This window comes from Paraburkholderia sp. J10-1 (assembly GCF_905220165.1).
Lineage (GTDB): Bacteria > Pseudomonadota > Gammaproteobacteria > Burkholderiales > Burkholderiaceae > Paraburkholderia.
In genome coordinates this window covers 381,563-399,772 of the sequence record NZ_CAJMYW010000004.1, presented here as the reverse complement: position 1 = coordinate 399,772, position 18,210 = coordinate 381,563, and the positions used below count along the sequence as shown (strand labels likewise).

Sequence of the window (18,210 nt, the reverse complement as noted above, 5' to 3'; positions counted from 1 at the left end):
GAGAGTTTTCCGATGAGGCGCATCAAAGCGCGGTAGGACGTTTCGGTGACGTGCATGAGAGAGTGTGCGGCGGCGTTCCGTTCCCGCGGGGCGCTCATTGGCGCAACTCCGCAACGAAGTCGTAATAGCCGTCGCGGCAATAAGTGTCGGTCAGCTCGATGGCGCGCTGATCGGCGGAAAAGCCCACGCGTGTGATGACGAGCAGCGCCGCGCGCGGCTCGACGCCCATCAGCGTGGCGATCTCGCCCGTCGCGTTGACCGCGCGAAAGTGTTGCAGGGCGCGCACCACGGGCACGCGGCGCTGCTCCAGGTACGAATACAGCGAGCCCTCGATTGCTTCCGGGTCCGGCACGATCGAGACGGGCAGCGCCGAATGCTCGACGGCCATCACGGTGCCGTCGGCGCGGCGCAGTCGGCGCAGGCTCGTGACCGAGGCGCCCGGCGAAAGGCCGAGCTGCACGATCTCCTCGCGGTGCGCGGGCCGTACCTCGCGCGCGAGCCACACCGAGTCGGGCGTGAAGCCACGCTGCTCCATTTTCTTCGTGAAGCCCGTGAGGCGCGAAAGCGGATCTTCCACGCGCGGCGTGATGAAGCTGCCCGCGCCGCGTGCGCGCCGGATCAGTCCCTGCTCCACGAGCAGCTCGATCGCCTTGCGCGCGGTGATGCGCGACACGCCGATGGCGTCCGACAGCGTGCGCTCCGAGGGCAAAGCCTCGCCGGCAGACCACACGCCGCAGTGAATAGCCGTAGCAAGGTTGCGCGCCAGCTGCAGATAGAGCGGCGTCACATTGCGCGCATCGGGCATCAGGGCAGACCAACGGGTTTCCATGGACTTGGCGCCAGCGGTTGGACGATCGTGGGGGGCCGGACGGGCATGTTACGTGGCAATGCCGATTGGTCCGGTGCGAAAGCGAGCCCATTATATAACCACAATAAGACCAGTCAACAGATGCAAGGCCGTCGCAATGCATCGAAAAATATCATTTTAAATCAATGTGTTGCACGAACGCATAAGGCTCCAGCCGGTGATAGCCAAGCATCGGGATTTACCCTGGAAAGCAACCGTGGGCTCCGCAATGGGACCAAAGTGGCATCAACACGTTATCTGACATAGCCCACCGTAGTACCGCCGTAGGACCAGCGTGTGACTTCGGCAGGAAAGATAGCGCGCACTCGAGCGATTCCCTAGCGTCTCAATTGAGTCACATCAAACCCGCGCGGTGCGATCCTCAATTTCAAACAATCCCGATACGGCACGCGCAATAAAAAACGCCGTGACTTTCGCCACGGCGTTCGGGTCCTGCTGGGCTCCCGCGTCGGTGCGACGCAGGCAGCCGCTTCTCGAATGTGCCTTAGAACGACGGAACCATCGAGCCCTTGAACTCGTTCTTGATGAACTGGCGCACGTCTTCCGACTGGTAGGCGGCAACCAGTTTCTTCACCCACGGCTTGTCCTTGTCCTGGGTGCGAACGGCGATCAGGTTCGCGTACGGGCTGTGGATGTCCTCGATGGCGATGGCATCCTTGGTCGGCTGCAGGCCGGCGGCCAGCGCATAGTTCGTGTTGATCACAGCGGCGTCCACGTCGCCGAGCGCGCGCGGCAGTTGCGCGGCGTCCAGTTCGACGAGCTTGATCTTCTTCGGGTTCTCTGCGACGTCGAGCGGCGTGGCGTTGTTGCCGTTCGTGCCCGCGCCAGCGCGCAGCTTGATCAAGCCCTTGTTCTGCAGAAGCAGCAGCGCGCGGTTTTCGTTCGACGGGTCATTCGGCACGGCGACCTTCGCGCCTTGCGGCAGATCGTTCAGCGACTTGAGCTTCTTCGAGTACACGCCGATCGGCGAAATGTACGTGAGGCCCGCGTTCGCGAGCTTGTAGCCGCGCTGCTTGATCTGGCTGTCGAGGTACGGGCCGGTCTGGAAGCTGTTGGCGTCGAGGTCGCCGGCGTCGAGCGCGGCGTTTGGCTGCACATAGTCGTTGAATTCGATGACCTTGACGTTCAGACCTTCGCGCTTGGCAACCTTCTGGACGACGGCCCAGACCTGTGCGTCCGGACCCGAAACGGTGCCGACCCGGATAACCTGGTCGTCGGCGTGGGCGCCGAAGCTGACTGCGAGAGTGGTGGCGGCGACGCCGGCGAGGAGTGCTTTAATCAGATTTCTGCGCTGCATGGAGGTGATGTTCCTGCGTGGTTTTGTTGTTGCTCCGGTCACGCGGCGTTATGCGCCGTCTGCCGGACGATATAAATCGTCTCATATGGCGCCGGTTGCTGGAAATAATGAATTCGCATACTGGTATGCCAGCGCGACTCTGAGGCGCGCGTTCGCCCTTTCGCGGCGAACGCGCAAGGTATCCCTTAGTCGGGATTCGAGCCGAGGAGGATCTTCAGATCGTGCAGCCAGGGCGTGACGCCCTGCCCGTCGCGCGCGAAGAGGCGCAGTTTGCCGGTCGTGTCGAACACGTAGCTCGCGGCCGTATGGTCCATCGTGTAGCTGTCAGGCGTGTTGCCGGGCACTTTCGCGTAGTACACGCGGAAGTCCTTCGCCACCTGCTTGAGCTGGTCCTCGCTCGCCGGGCGCAGCCCGATGAAGGTCGGGTTGAACGCAGCCGCGTACTGGCCCAGGATCTGCGCGGTGTCGCGATTGGGATCGACGGTGACGAACAGCACCTGCACGCGCTTCGCCGCATCGGGCCCCAGTTGCTGGAGCGCCTGCGAGAGCTCGGCCATGGTGGTCGGGCAAACGTCCGGACAGTGCGTGTAGCCGAAGAACAGCACGACCACCTTGTCCTTGAAGTCGGCGAGCGTGCGTGTCTTGCCGTTCGTGTCGGGCAGCGCGAAGTCCTTGCCGAACTGCGTGTTGCCGGTAATGTCGAGGTTCGTGAACGAGGGAGGCTGCTGGCCGCAGCCCTCCAGAACCAGCGTGCCGCCAAGTGCGCCTGCGGCGGCAAGCGTAACAACCGTGGCGCGCACGAAGCGCGCAAGCGTGCGGTGGGCCATATCGTTACGCAGCGATGAGCGCATGCACGTAATGGTCGACGAGCAGCGCCATGAACAGCAACGAGAGGTAGACGATCGAATAGCGGAAAGTCTTGCGCGCGAGTGCATCGGAATACTCGACATAGATCTTCCACGCGTAGGCGAGGAACACCGCGCCGAGCAGCACGGCCGAAGCCAGATACACCACGCCGCTCATGCCGGAGATGTACGGCATCAGCGTGACCGCGAACAGGATCACGGTGTAGAGCAGGATATGCAGACGCGTGTACTTCTCGCCGTGCGTGTTGGGCAGCATCGGCAGCCCGGCGTTTTCGTAGTCCTTGCGGCGGTAGAGCGCGAGCGCCCAGAAGTGCGGCGGGGTCCACACGAAAATGATCAGCACGAGAATCCAGGCGTCTCCGGGCACGTGGCCCGTGACAGCGGCCCAGCCGAGCGCCGGCGGCATGGCGCCCGAGGCGCCGCCGATCACGATGTTCTGCGGCGTGGCCGGCTTGAGCAGCAGCGTGTAGATGATCGCGTAGCCGATGAAGGTCGCCACCGTGAGCCACATGGTCAGGGGATTGGCGAACGTGTACAGCACCCACATGCCGATGCCGCCGATCACCGCCGAGAAGATCAGGATCTGCGTGCTCGTGATCTCACCGCGTGCCGAAGGACGCCAGGCAGTGCGACGCATGCGCGCATCCACCTTTTGCTCGACCAGACAGTTGATCGCGAAGGCCGCGCCGGCCGTGAGCCAGATACCGATGGTGCCGCCGATCAGCTGTTTCCAGGGCACCATGCCCGGCACGGCGAGAAACATGCCGATGACGGCGCAAAACACGGCCAGTTGCGTGACGCGCGGCTTGGTGAGCGCGAGATATTGGGAAATCCGGCTACCGGGCGTCTGGGATAGGGTTGTACTTTCCATAGGGCGGGGTCACACCGCAGCGGTGTCGCGCGCAGGGAGAACGGCGCGGCCGGGGCGGCTACAAGCAATTCGAAAGTTTAGCACGACGACCAAAAGCAGCAGGATCGCCGCGCCACCGTTGTGCGCCACTGCCACGGGCAGCGGCCACTGCAGCACGATGTTAGAAAGCCCTGTCAGAAATTGGATGAGGATCACGATCATGATCCAATTTGCCGGGCGTCGCAGCGAGGCATAGCGTCGCAACTTGAGGGCGAACCATACCAGATAAGCGATTACGACGAACGCGAACGTACGATGCGTCCAGTGGATCGCAACGAGCGCGTCCTGGGTGATCACGTCGCCGTTGCCGTCCATGCCGAGCGCGCGCCAGAGATGGAAGCCGTGATGGAAATCCATCGGCGGAATCCATGCGCCGTTGCAGGTCGGGAAGTCGGTGCAGGCGAGCACCGCGTAGTTCGTGCTCACCCAGCCGCCCAGCGCGATCTGCGCGACGAGCAGCACGAGCGCCGCCAGCGCGGCCACGCGCCAGCGCGCGGCGTCGGGTTCGTACGCGGGCAGCGGCGTCATGCGCGCGCCAAGCCACGCGAGCGAGCCGAGCAGCGTGAGGCCAAGCAGGAGGTGCGTCGTGACGATGATGGGCTGCAGCTTCATCGTCACCGTCCACGCGCCGAACACGCCCTGCACGAGAATCAGCCCGAGCAGCGCGGTGGGCCACCACGGCGACACGTGGAGCGGCAGGCGCTTGATGCGCGCGCGCCAGGCAATCGCCATCTGCGCAATGATCAGGACCCCGATCGCCATGGCGAAATAACGGTGGATCATCTCGATCCACGCCTTCGACATGCTCACGGGGCCGCTCGGCATGGCGAGATGCGCTGCGGCAATTTGCGCATGCGCAATGAACGGCGACGACGTGCCATAGCAGCCCGGCCAGTCAGGACAGCCAAGGCCCGAGTCGGTCAGGCGCGTGAAGCCGCCGAACATCACGAGGTCGAGCGTCATGAACGTCGTAAGCCACACGAGCTTGCGAAACTTGTTGTCGTCGGCCTTCACCCAGACCCACGAGAGCGGCAGCAACGCGATGCACAGGCCAATCAGGCCCAGCTCCAGGATAAACATCTCTATTACTCTTCTCTGTCAGACTCGCGCTGCGCACCTTAACCGATGCGGGACCACTTGAGCAGTTTAGTGACGTCTTGTTTGATTTTCGACGGATCGGCATTCGCCGGGAATCGCATCATGAGATTGCCGTTCGGATCGACCAGATAGATGTGGTCGGTGTCTTTCGACGTTTGCGTGGCGGGCAGCCACGCAGCGACCGCAACCGGATCGGCGCGCAGCATGCGCGTGTCGGCGTAGGCGCCCTTCACTTTCGCGGGAACGCTTGCGTCGTCGGTGCGCAGCCAGACCGTGACGACGCGCTCGCGCTCCGCGCCCTGCGTCGCGCGCACCTGGCGCATGAAGTAGAGCTTCGTGGCGCACGCTTCGTCGCAGTCGCCGCCATTCACCGAGATCATCAGCCAGCGGCCCTTGAGCGAGGCGAGCGGCACTTCGTGACCGTCGTCGCCCGTCACCATGAGCGCGTCGGGAATGGGCCGCTGCGGCTCGATGAGCGCGCCATAGCTCGTTGTACCGCCCTTCGGTTTGATCACGTAGTACGTGAAGTACGAAATTGCGATAGGCGCGCCGCAGATCAGCGCGATGGCGAGCAGCGTCCAGCGGCCACGCCGCTTTGCGTCCTTGTGCGCGTCTTTCTGCGCGGGCGTGGCGGCCGGCTGTGCGACCTGGGCGGAACGGGGGGATTGCGTCGACACTCTCGTGGAACCTCGCTTCTGTCGCTTTCAGTTGTCCATGTGCTGCACGTGCAGCGCCATTGTCCGGATCGTGTCGGAACGGAATTGATTCGTCCGACCAATCATCAGGCGTCCTTCGCGCTGCCAGCGTTTTGCCTTCCGGGCGCTTCGGCGTCCTGCCTGACCTCGCCTTCGGTGCGCTCTTTTGTCGCAGCGGCTTTGCCTGCGCCTTTCCCTGCTTTACGAGCCGCAAAAAGACCGAACCCGAGGGCCGCGAGCGCCATGCCCCACCACTGGAGCATATAGCCGTAGTTGCGCTCGACGTCGGTATTCGGCACCGGCCAGTCGCGCACGAGCCCATCCTGGAAGGCCGGCACGAAGCCGGTTTGCTGGATCACGAACGGTTGCAGCGGCAACCCGGTTTCCGCTGCGTAGGAAGCGACGCCGAGATTCTGCCGTATCTTCTGATGCGCTGCAGAGCCGCCCGCACCCAGTTCGAACGCACGCGAGGCATCCGCGCGCGCAATGCCTTCCACGACGACCGGCCCTGCCGGCGTGACATAGGGCGCGATTGTGGCGCGGTCTGCTATGTTGCGCGGCAACCAGCCGCGATTCACCAGCACGTAGCCACCGCCTTCGAGTTTAAGCGGCATGACGACATAAAAGCCCGGCTGATCGTTATAGGGACGATTGTCGAGATACACCACGCGCTCGGGCAGGAATGTGCCTGTCGCACGCACGCGATGAAACTCAATGGCCTTCAGCGCGAGCGGTGTGGCACCTACCGGTTGCGGCGTAGACGATTCGTACTGCGTTATTTGCGCCTGCAGCGCCTCCTTCTGATGCGCGCGATCGCGCTGCCAGAAGCCGAGCCGGATCGTCACGGCCATCACGATCAGGATGAGCAATGCGGGGACGAGCCTGAATTTCATTGGGCACGTCCGATGCGAAACATACAAGTGATCGAACCCCGCGCCGTGTGGCACGGTGCGATAATGAGACAGGCGTTTTCAGGCATGCCAAATTCCGTGAACTTCATGCACATACTCGTCCCCGTTGCGTTCGCGCTGATCATCGCGAGCATGATCTCCGCGCTCTACTTCATGATGCACGACCGGGGCCGCACCAAGCGGATGGTCTGGTCGCTCGCCACGCGCGTGGGTCTGTCGATCTCGCTCTTTCTGTTCATTCTGTTCGCGCACTGGATGGGCTGGATTCAGTCCACCGGGATTCCTTACGGCCGCTGAGCGAAGCTGGCCGTCACCGGACACCGCAGCGCAAATCCACTGCTCAAAACACAAGGCGCCGCGCCGACGAGGTCGGGCGGCGCCTTGTTTCATTCTCATCCCTTCTCTGTGCAAGCGCCGCGGCCTGCGCGGCGCAACACGCGTCACAGCCAGTACACGACGACGTAGAGGCCGAGCCACACCACGTCAACGAAGTGCCAGTACCATGCCGCGCCTTCAAAGGCGAAATGATGTTCCGCCGTGAAGTGACCGCGAATGAGCCGGATCATCACGACCGTCAGCATCGTGCCGCCCAGGAACACGTGAAAGCCGTGGAAGCCCGTGAGCAGGAAGAACGTCGAACCGTAGATGCCCGAAGCGAGCGTGAGGTTCAGTTCGCCGTACGCGTGGATGTACTCGAACGCTTGCAGGAACAGGAAGCACACGCCCAGCACGATCGTCGCGGCGAGCCACGCGATGGCCTTCGAGCGATGGTTGTCGCGCAGCGCGTGGTGCGAAACGGTGAGCGTCGCGCCCGAGGAAAGCAGCAGCGCCGTGTTGATGGTCGGCACGGGCCACGGCGTCATCGAGCGGAAGTGCGAGACCAGTGCCGCAGGACCCGTGTTCGGCCAGACGGCCGAGAAGTCCGGCCAGATCAGCTTGTAATCGAGGCTGCCGAGTTGATGCAGGGCGATCGCACGGGCGTAGAAGAGCGCACCGAAGAACGCGCCGAAGAACATCACTTCCGAGAAGATGAACCAGCTCATGCTCCAGCGGTACGACACGTCGACGCGCTTGCCGTACATGCCGCCTTCGGATTCGGCGATGGCGTCGCCGAACCAGTGCCACAGCGTGAAGAGCAGCCACAGCAGGCCGGCGAGCACGCCAATCGGTCCCCACGACTCGCCGTTGATCCACGATGCGAGCGAGGAGAGCATGACCAGAAGCCCAATGGACGCGCTGATCGGATGCCGCGACGGGTGCGGTACGAAGTAGTACGGGCTATCGTTTTGGCCGCTCATGCCTGTTTCTCCAATTTCCAGTTGCACCGGACGTCGCCGGCTGCTTGTACCCGAGTGTGTCCTCGTTATTCACTGCATCGCGCGACGTTGCGCGCGCCAGGCTCATCCCACCACCGCGTGCACGATCAAGAGCAGCACGACGATGAACAGCACCGCGCCGATGATGCCCGCGACGATCAGCTGCACGGGGTGCAGGTTCGCGGCGTCGTCTTCGAGGTCGGCGCGTTTGCGCACGCCGAGAAAGGACCACGCCACCGCCTTCATCACCTGCAGGATGCCGCCCTTCTTCTTCGCCGGCCCTGTACCTGCGCCGCCGCGTTCGTCGCTCATGCGCCTTTCGCCTCCTGGCTTCGTTGCCAGAGCCTCATGCTCCCGCCGACTGTTTCGGCGGCGGCGGCACGGCCGGTTTGTTCAACTCGAAAAACGTGTACGACAGCGTGATCGTCTTCACGTCCTTCGGCAGCTTCGGGTCGATCACGAACACCACCGGCATGCGCTTCGTCTCGTTCGCCTTCAAGGTTTGCTGCGTGAAGCAGAAACACTCGATCTTGCGGAAGTATTCCGTGGCCTGCTTCGGCGCATAGCTCGGAATGGCCTGCGCGTCGATCGTGCGTCCTTCGTTGTTCGAAATGTCGTACATCACCGTCATGACTTCGCCCGGATGCACGTCGAGGCTCGTTTGCTCCGGCCTGAAGCCGAGCAGCCCGCGTGCGTTCGCGTCGAACTCCACCGAGATCGTGCGCGTCATGTCCACCTGCGTGTTGCGCGCCTCGCGCTCCGTGGCGTCGCGCTGCACGAGGTTGTTGATGCCCGTGACCTGGCAAATCGCCCGATACATCGGCACCAGAGCAAAACCGAAACCAAACATCAGCAGCGCCACGACGACGAGCTTGATGAGCATCGACCGGTTGAATGCGCGATCATTTCCAGCTTGCGTGGACATCGGACTTCCTCGAACGATCTTCCGGCAAACGCACTTCGCGTTAGTGGCCGGGGAAATACACCTGCTTGACGACGGCAGCCACAAAGAAGCCGACTACGACGGCCAGCAGAATGAGGCCGAGCCGCAGATTGCCCGCGCGGATCTGCTCGGGCGTACGTCTTTTTTGTGGATCCCGGGTCATACGTGCAACGCGGCTGGCCGCGGCTTCTCCTTGCATCGTGAATCGCCTCTTGTGCGTGCTGCGGTGAACACTGCGCGAAGACTGCGTGAACACCGCGGGCTTCGTTCGCATCCGGCTGTGCGCAGCCGGACGCCACAAACTCAACGGCTTACTCGACCGTCGGCGGATTCTCGAACGTGTGGAACGGCGCCGGGCTCGGCACGGTCCATTCGAGGCCCGTTGCGCCGTCCCACGGCTTGTCGCCGGCTTTCTCCAGTTCGCCGCCGCCGCGGTATGCAGGCAGCGCCACCGCGAACAGGAAGTACACCTGAGAAAGGCCGAAGCCGAAGGCGCCGATCGTGATCACCTGATTCCAGTCCGTGAACTGGGCCGGATAGTCGGCATAGCGGCGCGGCATCCCGGCGAGGCCGACGAAGTGCATCGGCAGGAACGCGAGGTTGAAGAAGATCAGCGAGCACCAGAAGTGAATCTTGCCGCGCATTTCGTTGTACATCCAGCCGGTCCATTTTGGCGCCCAGTAGTACCACCCTGAGAACAGCGCGAATAATGATCCCGCCACCAGCACGTAATGGAAGTGCGCCACCACGAAATAGGTGCCGTGATACTGGATGTCGAGCGGCGCCATGGCGAGCATCAGGCCCGAGAGGCCGCCGAACGTGAACACGATCAGGAAGCCCACTGCCCACAGCATCGGCGTTTCGAAGCTGAGCGAGCCGCGCCACATCGTGGCGACCCAGTTGAACACCTTCACGCCCGTGGGCACGGCGATCAACATCGTCGCGTACATGAAGAAGAGCTGGCCCGTGACCGGCATGCCGGTCGCGAACATGTGGTGCGCCCAGACCATGAACGAGAGAATCGCGATCGACGCCGTGGCGTACACCATCGAGCTATAGCCGAACAGCGGCTTGCGCGAGAACGCCGGAATGACCTGCGAGACGATCCCGAACGCCGGCAAGATCATGATGTAGACCTCGGGGTGCCCGAAGAACCAGAAGATGTGCTGGTACATGACCGGGTCGCCGCCGCCGGCCGCATTGAAGAAGCTCGTGCCGAAGTGGCGGTCGAACAGCAGCATCGTGATCGCGCCTGCGAGCACCGGCATCACGGCGATCAGCAGGTAGGCGGTGATGAGCCAGGTCCACACGAACATCGGCATCTTCATGAGCGTCATGCCCGGCGCGCGCAGGTTCAGGATGGTCACGACGATGTTGATGCCGCCCATGATCGACGAGGCGCCCATGATGTGCACCGCGAAGATCGCGAAGTCCATGCCCGGGCCCATCTGCGTGGAGAGCGGCGCGTAGAGCGTCCAGCCCGCTGCGGTCGCGCCGCCCGGCGAGAAGAACGAGCCGACCAGCAGGCACGCGGCGGCGGGCAGCAGCCAGAAGCTGAAATTGTTCATGCGCGCGAACGCCATGTCCGAGGCGCCGATCTGCAGCGGAATCATCCAGTTCGCGAAGCCCACGAACGCCGGCATGATCGCACCGAACACCATGATGAGGCCGTGCATCGTGGTGAGCTGGTTGAAGAACTCGGGGCGCATGATCTGCATGCCCGGCTCGAACAGTTCCGCACGAATCGCGAGCGCCATGACGCCGCCCGAAAGGAACATCACGAACGAGAAGAGCAGATACAGCGTTCCGATGTCCTTATGGTTCGTCGCGAGCAGCCAGCGGCGCCAGCCGTGGGGCGTGGCGTGCGCGTGGTCGCCGTGCACGTGGCCGTGCCCTCCAGCTACATCGTGTCCGATGCTAGACATTTCTTATCTCCTGTCGATCGCCGCCTCACGCCGATGCGCTGACTGCGATCCCTTGCAAAATGATTGCGAAAGCGAATGGCCTTGCGTCTCTTGCTGCAGCGTTTGCCTGCTTTGTTATGTGCTCGCGCAGCGCTTGTCCTGCGTCTGTGCTGCTTGCCGTACTGGCGTGGCGACCGCTCAGGCCGCCGCGCTGATCTCCACCCGGCGCGCCTCTTTCGCGTTCGCGCCGCCCGTGATCGTTTCCGGCTTCTTCAGAATGATGTGGTCTTCAGCAATGCCTGCCGCCTTCAGCGCGTCGCGCACGGCTTGCGCGCGGCGCTTGGCGAGGTCCGCATTCGTGCTGGCGTTGCCGCTCGCATCGGTGTAGCCCGAGAGCGTGAATTTCGCGTCGGGATGCGCCTTCGCGTAGTCGGCTGCAGCCTGGATGGCGTCCTTCGCATCGGCGGGCAGCGTGCTCTTGCCCACTTCGAAGTACACGCTTGCCGGCAGTGCCGCCGCGCTCGGCGCCTGTTCAGCGCCGCTTGCCGCTGCCGCACCGCTGGCCCCACTCGCTTCGGCAGCGCCGCTAGCCTCTTGCGCGCCGCTCGCCGCAGCCGCGTCGCTCGCGCCGCCCGCACCTGCCGCGGCGGTATGGTCGCCGCCCTCGGGCATCTTGCCGTTACGCGCGTCGGCCACCTGGCGCGGCTGCAGAATGTCGCCGGTGTGGTTGCCCCACGCGTTGCGCTCGTACGTGATGACCGAGGCGATCTCCACGTCGTTGAGCGTGGGCGCCCACGAAGGCATGGCGTTCTTGCCCTTCAGGACGATGCTCACGTGCTCGGCAACCGGGCCATTGGCCACCTTGCTGCCGTCGAGCGCCGGGAACGCGCCCGCGCCCTTGCCGGTGGGCTGGTGGCACACCGCGCAGTTCGACGCATAGACCTTCTCGCCGCGCTCCTTGAGCTCGGCCAGTGTGTAGGTCTTGTTCGGGTCGTCGTTGGCGGCGGCCATCTTCGCTTTTTGCGTATCGACCCACTTTGCATAGTCGTCGTCGGAGAGCACCTCGACCACGACCGGCATGAATGCGTGCTCCTTGCCGCACAGTTCGGTACAGAAGCCGCGATAGGTGCCGACCTTGTCGGCCTTGAACCACGTGTCGCGCACGAAGCCCGGAATTGCGTCCTGCTTCACGCCGAATGCGGGCACGTACCACGAGTGCACGACGTCGTTGGCCGTCGTGATGATGCGGATCTTCTTGTTCACCGGCACGACGAGCGGATTGTCGACTTCCTGCAGATACGTATCGGTGATCGGCACCCGGTTGTTCACCTCGGAGCGCGGCGTGCTGAGCGTGGAGAGGAAGTTGATGCCCTCGCCCGGCCCCTTCACGTAGTCGTAGCCCCATTTCCACTGGTAGCCCGTGACCTTCACGGTGAGGTCGGCGTTGGACGTGTCCTTCATCGCCACGACGGCCTTGGTGGCGGGCAGCGCCATCAGCACGACGATGATGAACGGCACCACCGTCCAGATGATTTCGACCGTGGTGCTCTCATGGAAGTGAGCCGCCTTGTGGCCCTTCGATTTACGGTGCGCGTAGATCGAATAGAACATGACGCCGAACACGCCGACAAAAATCACGGCGCACAAGAGCAGCATCATCATGTGGAGGCTGTAGAGCTCTTCGGCGATGCGCGTGACGGGCGGCTGAAAATTGATCTCGTTCACCGCAGGGCCGCCTGGGCTGTCTCCGACTGCGAGTGCCGCGCCGGCGACGAGGAATCCGCTGCACGCCAGCACGCCCTGGAGGGCTCGCTTGATTGTTTTCATAGCTTCCTTACCCATAATTTCCATTCAAACCCTCGACCCCGCAGGAAGGTTTTGCAACCAGGGCGCCCCCTGGGACGCTCATACCGCCAACCGGCCAACTCACGCGCCGCGCATTAACCCGCGCGCGCAAGCCATGCACGCAGTTCCCGCGCGAACTGCGCACGCCGATATTGCGGCAGATGCAACCCGACAGCGACCGCCTGACCGCGGGACACGAGACGCACCGGGTCGCGTGGGGTCGCGCCCGGCTCGACCCGGACCCAGCGGGGATTGAATTCGAACTGCGTGAGCGCGTCGGCGCTCATCTGTTCGATCACCAGCCGGTTCGGATAAAGCCTGATACGTTCGTAATCGACAGCATGGCGCGCATAAATGACAAAAGCGCCGCCTACTACCAACAGATCGATACCGGTAAACGGCAAAACCAGCCAGGCGCCGTGGATCAACAACAGAACGGCGATCGCGATGGAAACCAGCGCCAGCGAAACATAGAAGAACACGAATTGCCTGGGCGAAACCGAACAGTTGCGCTTCATGGTCCAGTCTTTCAGGACCGGCTCCGGACTCGCCAGCAGATCAGGCGCCTGCATCGCTCGCCTCCCCCACTTGCAACTTCGCCAGACTATCGCCGCGCTGCGCCGCGCACAACTACGGGAACATCTGGACTTGCCACAATGGATTTTGGGGACCCTTCCGTGCAGCAAACTGACGCATTATAGGCGCGATCCCCAGCCCTCACAAGCAAGCATCAATCGCCCGCAAACCCATGCCAGACAGGCCTTGCAGCGATTTTTCAAGCATTTTCCAGGGGCTTTTCAGGCGCTAATTTCAGGCATAACGAAAGCCCCCTTACCACGTTACCGATTCCTTGCCGGACCCCGGCCGATGTCTTCGATGCGCACGATGCCATGGCCTTCGGCGGTCATGCGCGGCACGGCCTTCCACGCGTGGCCGTAGATGATCTCGAAGGTCAGCGGGATCGTGCCCGCGTGCGGCCCATCCGTACGGCGGCGCGCCTCTAGCGCGGCCACGAGCGCACGGTGCAGGCGCCGCGCGCCGTGCGTACCGCCGCTTTCACCCTCGCCATCGCCGTGGCGCTCGAACGGATACGCGCCCCAGCGGCGCACATCGGCGAGCAGCTTTTCCGGCGTCTTGTAGGTGATGGTGAGCGTTTCCTGGTCCATCACCGGAATCTCGAAGCCGTTCTCGACGAGCATGTCGCCAAGATCGTGCATGTCGACGAAATCGATCACGTGCGCGCGCGTCGGCACGCCGTGCGCGGCTTCGACCTCGGCGTACGCGCCGCGCAACTCCTTGAGCGTGTCGGGCCCGAGCGTGCTGAACATCAGCAGCCCGTTGACCTTGAGCACGCGCTGCCACTCCCCGAACACGAGGTCGGGGCGCGGATGCCAATGCAGTGCGAGATTCGACCACAGCAGTTCGAACGCGTCATGCGCGAACGGCAGTGCCGCGAAGTCGGCCTGCGCAACACGCGGACCGCGCGAGCCGAGCGCGCGGCCAACCGATGCGGGCAGAAAGCGCCGCCAGCTCGTGTCGGGGGCGTCGTGCTCGCGGGCGCGGCGCAGCATGGCGAGGGAGAGATCGGTGCCGAACACGGGCGCTTCGGGAAAGCGCTCGCGCAAGCCGGGCAGATCGTCGCCCTGGCCGCACGCGATGTCGAGCACGGCCGCGGGATTCACTTTGATGTATTCGAGGCGCTCGCGCATGCGTTGCGCGATTTCACGCGGCAGGAACGCAACGTCGTCGAAAGTCGCCGCGCGGCGATCGAAGATGCGCCGCAGGTGCCGGGTGTCATAGTCCGGACGGCCAGTTCTTGCGGGAGACGGGGACATGTCGGTCGTATTGGCGAAGTCTGCGAAGTATACTCGCTCACTCCTTTCCTTTCAGTCACGCGAGCCCGCTGCCCGGGCCGTCCTTCGATGCCGCCGCGCCCTATTTCACGTGAGCCACGCAATCCACCGCGTGTCACGCCGACCGCTTCGGACCACGCACCGCACCGCATTCGTCATGCGGTTGTTGCGCGCGTCTGTCGACAGGCGCGGGCGCTGCCGTCACGGCTTGCCCACTTCGTGCTGCCCAATCTGTGCCCATTATGCGGCAATTTGACGCGAGCCACGCTCTGTGTGTGCTGCGATGCGGCGTACTGGAATGAGCCACGGCTGCGCTGTGCGGTCTGCGCCATGCCGCTCGCGCACAGGCGCGGTGCGGCGGCGCGCGCACGCTACCGCTGCGAGGCCTGCGTCGACGCGCCGCCCGCATTCGACGCGACGCTCGCGCTCGCCGACTATCGCGCGCCGCTCGACCTGCTCGCCCGGGGCCTGAAGTTTCGTGCGCGCCTCGCGCTCGGCGACGAATTCGCGCGACGCCTCGCGCTCGCCGCACAAGATATGTCCGACGAACAGGGCATGCCCGAGATCGTCGTGCCGGTGCCGCTCTCGCGCGAACGCCTGATCGAGCGCGGCTACAACCAGGCCTGGCAGATCGCGCGGCCGCTCGCACGGCGCCTGGGCACGCACGCGGACGCCACGCTCGTCCGACGCATTCTGCATACGGCGCCGCAATCGAAGCTCGATCGCGAAACGCGCCGCCGCAATGTTGGCCGGGCGTTCGCGCTCACGCGGCCACTTTGCGGCCAACATGTGGGCGTGGTCGACGACGTGATGACTTCGGGCGCTACGCTCGACGCGCTCGCACGTACGCTCAAAGCCGCCGGCGCACGGCGCGTGACGAATTTTGTCGCACTGCGCACGCCGAAAGACTGATCGGCCTCACACTATTCAAGACATCGAGAGAGTTTTATCGCCATGTTCAACGTCGTTCTCGTCGAACCCGAAATTCCGCCGAACACCGGCAACGTGATTCGCCTGTGCGCGAACACCGGGGCGCGGCTGCATCTGATCGAGCCGCTCGGCTTCCCCCTCGACGACACGAAGCTGCGCCGCGCGGGCCTCGATTACCACGAATACGCGCAGATGCACGTCCACGCCAACTGGGACGCCTTCATCGCCAAAGAAGCACCGGATGCAGCACGCATGTTCGCGTTCACGACGCGAGGCTCGGGCCGCTTTCACTCGCACGCCTTCCAGCCCGGCGACTGGTTCGTGTTCGGCGCGGAAACGCGCGGCCTGCCCGATGCAGTGCTTGAGCGCTTCGAAACGCCACAACGCGTACGGCTGCCGATGCGGCCTGGCAACCGCAGCCTGAATCTCTCGAACACGGTCGCGGTCGTGGTTTTCGAAGCGTGGCGTCAGGCCGGGTTCGAAGGGGGCGAATAGAGCAAATGCTACGCGTTGCCCCGCGCCGCGAGTTCATCCTCGTAGCGCGCGAGCATCGCGTTGTCGAAGCACGCGAAGATCACATGCTCGAGCGCGGGCGATTTGGGTAATGCGTCGATCACAGTCGCGACTGCAGTCTTCACCGCCTCGTCGGCGGGAAAACGGTAGATGCCGCAACTGATTGCCGGAAACGCGATGCTCGCCACGCCCGCCTCGCGCGCGCAGTCGAGCGAGCGCCGGTAACACGAAGCCAGCAGATGTGCTTCATCACGGCCGCCGCCATACCAGACGGGGCCCACGGTGTGGATCACGTGTTTCGCGGGAAGGCGATAGCCGCCAGTGATTTTGGCGTCGCCGGTCGGGCAGCCGTTCAGCGTCTCGCACTCGCGCAGCAGGTCCGGCCCGGCGGCGCGATGAATCGCGCCATCCACGCCGCCGCCGCCGAGCAGCGATCCGTTCGCGGCGTTGACGATCGCATCGACCTTCAACGTGGTGATGTCGACGGCCTGCGCCTCGATGCGGCACTTTCCGATGGTCAGCATACAGTCCTCCTTTGCGCTCGGGTCCCACGCAATACGAGCGTAGTTCACGCAAAGCGCAGCAGGACCGAAGCGCCCTACTCCGCCTTCGCGTCGCGCCGCAGCAGCGCGCTCACGGCGTCGCGCGGCGTGACACCGTCGAACAGCACGGCGCATACCGCCTGGGTAATCGGCATCTCGATGCCATGCGCGCGCGCGAGTGCCAGCACGGCCTGCGCACAGCGCACGCCTTCGGCCACATGGCCGAGTGCGCCGAGGATGTCGTCGAGTGTGCGGCCGCTCGCGAGTTGCTTGCCCACGGTGCGATTGCGCGAAAGGTCGCCCGTGGCCGTGAGAATGAGGTCGCCGAGGCCGGTGAGCCCCGTGAAGGTTTCCGCACGCCCGCCGAGCGTAACGCCAAGGCGCGTCATCTCCGCGAGGCCGCGCGTGATGAGCGCGGCGCGTGCATTCAGGCCGAGGCCCAGGCCATCGGCGATGCCGGTCGCGATCGCGAGTACGTTCTTGACCGCGCCGCCCACCTCGACGCCGACCACGTCGTCGCCGGTATAGATGCGCATGGCGCGGTGATGGAACGCGGCGAGCGTGCGCTCGCGGCAGTCGGCGGAGGTGCTTGCCACCGTCAACGCGACGGGCAGGCCCTCGCCCACTTCGCGCGCGAAGCTCGGCCCCGACAGCACGCCGTTGCTCGCGTGGCCGGGCAGTTCGGCGGCCACGACCTGATGCGGCATCAGTTGCGATTCAGCTTCGAAGCCCTTGCAGAGCCAGACGAAGTGCGCGGGCACGCGGCCCATGTCGCGCAGCGTGCAGAGCATGCCGCGCAGGCCCGCCACGGGCGTGGCGAGCACGACGAGATCTGCCTCGCCCGAAGCATGGTCGAGCGCGGCAGCGAGATCGGTTTCGTATTCGAGAGACTTGGGCAGCGCAACGCCCGCCAGATAGCGGGCGTTTTCATGCGTCTTGCGCAAGGTGTCGACGAGCGCGCCATCGCGCGCCCACAACAGCGTGTGATGCGCCTGGGCGAGGTGCCCTGCCAGCGCGGTGCCCCACGCTCCGGCGCCGAGAACGGCGATGTTCATTCCGATACTCCGCACCGGTAGTTCGTGGAAACGATCAACGCGCGCTTTAGTGCGTCGCGCTGCTTGCGCCGTCTTGCTGGGCGAGTTGCTGCAGGCGTTGCTCGTAGAGCGCCTGGAAGTTGATCTCGGCCAGGTGGATCGGCGGGAAGCCTGCACGCGTGATCGCGTCGGCGATGTTCGAGCGCAGGTACGGGAACAGGATGGTCGGGCAGGCGATGCCGACGAGCGGATCGACCTGTTCGGCCGGGATGTTGCGGATGTCGAAAATGCCGGCTTGCTTGGCTTCGATCAGGAACGCAACCTTGTCCTTGACCTTGGCCGTGACGGTGCCGGTGACGATGATCTCGAACACCGTATCGGCGAGGCGCTCGGCCTTGACGTCGACTTCCACTTCGACCGAAGGCATGTCCTGCTCAAGGAAGATGGCCGGCGAATTCGGCTGCTCGAGCGACATGTCCTTGAGGTAGATGCGCTGGATATTGAAGAACGGCTGGTTGTTCTCGTCAGACATGGTGTATGGCTTCCCTGATTGAATGGATCACGGCGGCATTATCGCGACATCTCGAAGTCCCGAAAATGCGCCGCACTACGGCAATGAACGGCAACAGGCCCGCGCAAGCCTCGCTGGCTCGCGCGGGCCGAAACCCTGCGTCGCTACGCCACG

21 protein-coding genes are annotated in these 18,210 nt (G+C 64.1%); 3 read left to right on the top strand and 18 right to left on the bottom strand.

Going from position 1 to position 18,210, the window contains the following annotated elements; all coding sequences use genetic code 11:
- Positions 1-94: 94 nt before the first annotated feature.
- From U5A65_RS16980 to U5A65_RS16950, 7 genes are all read right to left on the bottom strand, one after another.
- Positions 95-829 (bottom strand): GntR family transcriptional regulator, encoded by a 735-nt coding sequence (locus U5A65_RS16980; RefSeq protein WP_321934353.1) that lies wholly within the window; start codon positions 827-829, stop codon positions 95-97.
- A gap of 523 nt (positions 830-1,352) precedes the next feature.
- Positions 1,353-2,165 carry a MetQ/NlpA family ABC transporter substrate-binding protein gene (locus U5A65_RS16975; RefSeq protein ID WP_321907627.1) on the bottom strand — a complete coding sequence of 271 codons (813 nt, stop codon included), beginning with the start codon at positions 2,163-2,165 and terminating at the stop codon, positions 1,353-1,355.
- A 185-nt stretch (positions 2,166-2,350) separates the two neighbouring features.
- Positions 2,351-2,992, bottom strand: a complete 642-nt coding sequence (locus U5A65_RS16970; RefSeq protein WP_321946842.1) for an SCO family protein — start codon at positions 2,990-2,992, stop codon at positions 2,351-2,353.
- A 4-nt stretch (positions 2,993-2,996) separates the two neighbouring features.
- Positions 2,997-3,902: a heme o synthase gene (gene cyoE / locus U5A65_RS16965; protein ID WP_321946841.1), complete on the bottom strand. Its 906-nt coding sequence runs from the start codon at positions 3,900-3,902 to the stop codon at positions 2,997-2,999.
- Between the two features lie 9 nt (positions 3,903-3,911).
- A complete protein-coding gene (locus U5A65_RS16960; protein ID WP_321907623.1) occupies positions 3,912-5,021 on the bottom strand; it encodes a COX15/CtaA family protein in 1,110 nt (369 codons plus the stop codon).
- A 38-nt stretch (positions 5,022-5,059) separates the two neighbouring features.
- Positions 5,060-5,716 (bottom strand): cytochrome C oxidase subunit I, encoded by a 657-nt coding sequence (locus U5A65_RS16955; RefSeq protein ID WP_321907622.1) that lies wholly within the window; start codon positions 5,714-5,716, stop codon positions 5,060-5,062.
- Between the two features lie 104 nt (positions 5,717-5,820).
- A complete protein-coding gene (locus U5A65_RS16950) occupies positions 5,821-6,627 on the bottom strand; it encodes an SURF1 family protein (RefSeq protein ID WP_321934356.1) in 807 nt (268 codons plus the stop codon).
- Between the two features lie 105 nt (positions 6,628-6,732).
- Between U5A65_RS16950 and U5A65_RS16945 the strand changes: the two genes are divergently transcribed.
- A complete protein-coding gene (locus U5A65_RS16945; protein WP_028201826.1) occupies positions 6,733-6,942 on the top strand; it encodes a twin transmembrane helix small protein in 210 nt (69 codons plus the stop codon).
- Between the two features lie 143 nt (positions 6,943-7,085).
- Here the strand turns inward: U5A65_RS16945 and U5A65_RS16940 are convergent, their stop codons facing one another.
- The 8 genes from U5A65_RS16940 to U5A65_RS16905 form a co-directional block, all read right to left on the bottom strand.
- Positions 7,086-7,943 (bottom strand): cytochrome c oxidase subunit 3, encoded by an 858-nt coding sequence (locus U5A65_RS16940; RefSeq protein WP_321907617.1) that lies wholly within the window; start codon positions 7,941-7,943, stop codon positions 7,086-7,088.
- Between the two features lie 102 nt (positions 7,944-8,045).
- On the bottom strand, positions 8,046-8,273 hold the full coding sequence (locus U5A65_RS16935) for a DUF2970 domain-containing protein (protein ID WP_321907615.1): 228 nt from the start codon (positions 8,271-8,273) through the stop codon (positions 8,046-8,048).
- Positions 8,274-8,307: 34 nt separating this feature from the next.
- The gene (locus U5A65_RS16930; RefSeq protein ID WP_321946840.1) at positions 8,308-8,886 is read right to left on the bottom strand and encodes a cytochrome c oxidase assembly protein; all 579 of its coding nucleotides are present in this window, start codon (positions 8,884-8,886) and stop codon (positions 8,308-8,310) included.
- Positions 8,887-8,926: 40 nt separating this feature from the next.
- Positions 8,927-9,067 (bottom strand): cytochrome oxidase small assembly protein, encoded by a 141-nt coding sequence (locus U5A65_RS16925; RefSeq protein WP_208867222.1) that lies wholly within the window; start codon positions 9,065-9,067, stop codon positions 8,927-8,929.
- Positions 9,068-9,215: 148 nt separating this feature from the next.
- Entirely contained in the window at positions 9,216-10,829 is a 1,614-nt protein-coding gene (gene ctaD, locus U5A65_RS16920) for a cytochrome c oxidase subunit I (protein ID WP_321934358.1), read from the bottom strand.
- Positions 10,830-11,006: 177 nt separating this feature from the next.
- A complete protein-coding gene (coxB, locus tag U5A65_RS16915; RefSeq protein WP_321907610.1) occupies positions 11,007-12,659 on the bottom strand; it encodes a cytochrome c oxidase subunit II in 1,653 nt (550 codons plus the stop codon).
- A gap of 89 nt (positions 12,660-12,748) precedes the next feature.
- Positions 12,749-13,225 (bottom strand): DUF2244 domain-containing protein, encoded by a 477-nt coding sequence (locus U5A65_RS16910; RefSeq protein WP_158756827.1) that lies wholly within the window; start codon positions 13,223-13,225, stop codon positions 12,749-12,751.
- Between the two features lie 267 nt (positions 13,226-13,492).
- A complete protein-coding gene (locus U5A65_RS16905) occupies positions 13,493-14,488 on the bottom strand; it encodes a methyltransferase domain-containing protein (protein WP_321907608.1) in 996 nt (331 codons plus the stop codon).
- A gap of 168 nt (positions 14,489-14,656) precedes the next feature.
- Here U5A65_RS16905 and U5A65_RS16900 point away from each other — a divergent pair, with 168 nt between their 5' ends.
- Both U5A65_RS16900 and trmL read left to right on the top strand, forming a co-directional pair.
- A complete protein-coding gene (locus U5A65_RS16900) occupies positions 14,657-15,418 on the top strand; it encodes a ComF family protein (protein WP_415765073.1) in 762 nt (253 codons plus the stop codon).
- Positions 15,419-15,460: 42 nt separating this feature from the next.
- Positions 15,461-15,931, top strand: a complete 471-nt coding sequence (gene trmL, locus U5A65_RS16895) for a tRNA (uridine(34)/cytosine(34)/5-carboxymethylaminomethyluridine(34)-2'-O)-methyltransferase TrmL (protein ID WP_321907606.1) — start codon at positions 15,461-15,463, stop codon at positions 15,929-15,931.
- Positions 15,932-15,939: 8 nt separating this feature from the next.
- Here the strand turns inward: trmL and U5A65_RS16890 are convergent, their stop codons facing one another.
- The 3 genes from U5A65_RS16890 to secB all read right to left on the bottom strand — a co-directional run bounded on the left by U5A65_RS16890 (position 15,940) and on the right by secB (position 18,057).
- Entirely contained in the window at positions 15,940-16,473 is a 534-nt protein-coding gene (locus tag U5A65_RS16890) for an O-acetyl-ADP-ribose deacetylase (protein ID WP_321946839.1), read from the bottom strand.
- Positions 16,474-16,547: 74 nt separating this feature from the next.
- A complete protein-coding gene (locus tag U5A65_RS16885) occupies positions 16,548-17,546 on the bottom strand; it encodes an NAD(P)H-dependent glycerol-3-phosphate dehydrogenase (RefSeq protein ID WP_321907603.1) in 999 nt (332 codons plus the stop codon).
- A 46-nt stretch (positions 17,547-17,592) separates the two neighbouring features.
- Positions 17,593-18,057 carry a protein-export chaperone SecB gene (gene secB / locus U5A65_RS16880; protein WP_133185322.1) on the bottom strand — a complete coding sequence of 155 codons (465 nt, stop codon included), beginning with the start codon at positions 18,055-18,057 and terminating at the stop codon, positions 17,593-17,595.
- Positions 18,058-18,210 lie beyond the last annotated feature (153 nt).

Excerpts from the sequence above, each read along its gene's own strand:
- ctaD (WP_321934358.1), bottom strand. The coding sequence starts at position 10,829 with ATGTCTAGCATCGGACACGATGTAGCTGGAGGGCACGGCCACGTGCAC.
- U5A65_RS16980 (WP_321934353.1), bottom strand. The coding sequence starts at position 829 with ATGGAAACCCGTTGGTCTGCCCTGATGCCCGATGCGCGCAATGTGACG.
- U5A65_RS16960 (WP_321907623.1), bottom strand. The coding sequence starts at position 5,021 with ATGTTTATCCTGGAGCTGGGCCTGATTGGCCTGTGCATCGCGTTGCTG.
- U5A65_RS16970 (WP_321946842.1), bottom strand. The coding sequence starts at position 2,992 with ATGGCCCACCGCACGCTTGCGCGCTTCGTGCGCGCCACGGTTGTTACG.
- U5A65_RS16935 (WP_321907615.1), bottom strand. The coding sequence starts at position 8,273 with ATGAGCGACGAACGCGGCGGCGCAGGTACAGGGCCGGCGAAGAAGAAG.
- U5A65_RS16905 (WP_321907608.1), bottom strand. The coding sequence starts at position 14,488 with ATGTCCCCGTCTCCCGCAAGAACTGGCCGTCCGGACTATGACACCCGG.
- secB (WP_133185322.1), bottom strand. The coding sequence starts at position 18,057 with ATGTCTGACGAGAACAACCAGCCGTTCTTCAATATCCAGCGCATCTAC.
- U5A65_RS16885 (WP_321907603.1), bottom strand. The coding sequence starts at position 17,546 with ATGAACATCGCCGTTCTCGGCGCCGGAGCGTGGGGCACCGCGCTGGCA.
- coxB (WP_321907610.1), bottom strand. The coding sequence starts at position 12,659 with ATGGAAATTATGGGTAAGGAAGCTATGAAAACAATCAAGCGAGCCCTC.
- cyoE (WP_321946841.1), bottom strand. The coding sequence starts at position 3,902 with ATGGAAAGTACAACCCTATCCCAGACGCCCGGTAGCCGGATTTCCCAA.
- U5A65_RS16950 (WP_321934356.1), bottom strand. The coding sequence starts at position 6,627 with ATGAAATTCAGGCTCGTCCCCGCATTGCTCATCCTGATCGTGATGGCC.
- U5A65_RS16945 (WP_028201826.1), top strand. The coding sequence starts at position 6,733 with ATGCACATACTCGTCCCCGTTGCGTTCGCGCTGATCATCGCGAGCATG.
- U5A65_RS16975 (WP_321907627.1), bottom strand. The coding sequence starts at position 2,165 with ATGCAGCGCAGAAATCTGATTAAAGCACTCCTCGCCGGCGTCGCCGCC.
- trmL (WP_321907606.1), top strand. The coding sequence starts at position 15,461 with ATGTTCAACGTCGTTCTCGTCGAACCCGAAATTCCGCCGAACACCGGC.
- U5A65_RS16890 (WP_321946839.1), bottom strand. The coding sequence starts at position 16,473 with ATGCTGACCATCGGAAAGTGCCGCATCGAGGCGCAGGCCGTCGACATC.
- U5A65_RS16925 (WP_208867222.1), bottom strand. The coding sequence starts at position 9,067 with ATGACCCGGGATCCACAAAAAAGACGTACGCCCGAGCAGATCCGCGCG.
- U5A65_RS16940 (WP_321907617.1), bottom strand. The coding sequence starts at position 7,943 with ATGAGCGGCCAAAACGATAGCCCGTACTACTTCGTACCGCACCCGTCG.
- U5A65_RS16930 (WP_321946840.1), bottom strand. The coding sequence starts at position 8,886 with ATGTCCACGCAAGCTGGAAATGATCGCGCATTCAACCGGTCGATGCTC.
- U5A65_RS16910 (WP_158756827.1), bottom strand. The coding sequence starts at position 13,225 with ATGCAGGCGCCTGATCTGCTGGCGAGTCCGGAGCCGGTCCTGAAAGAC.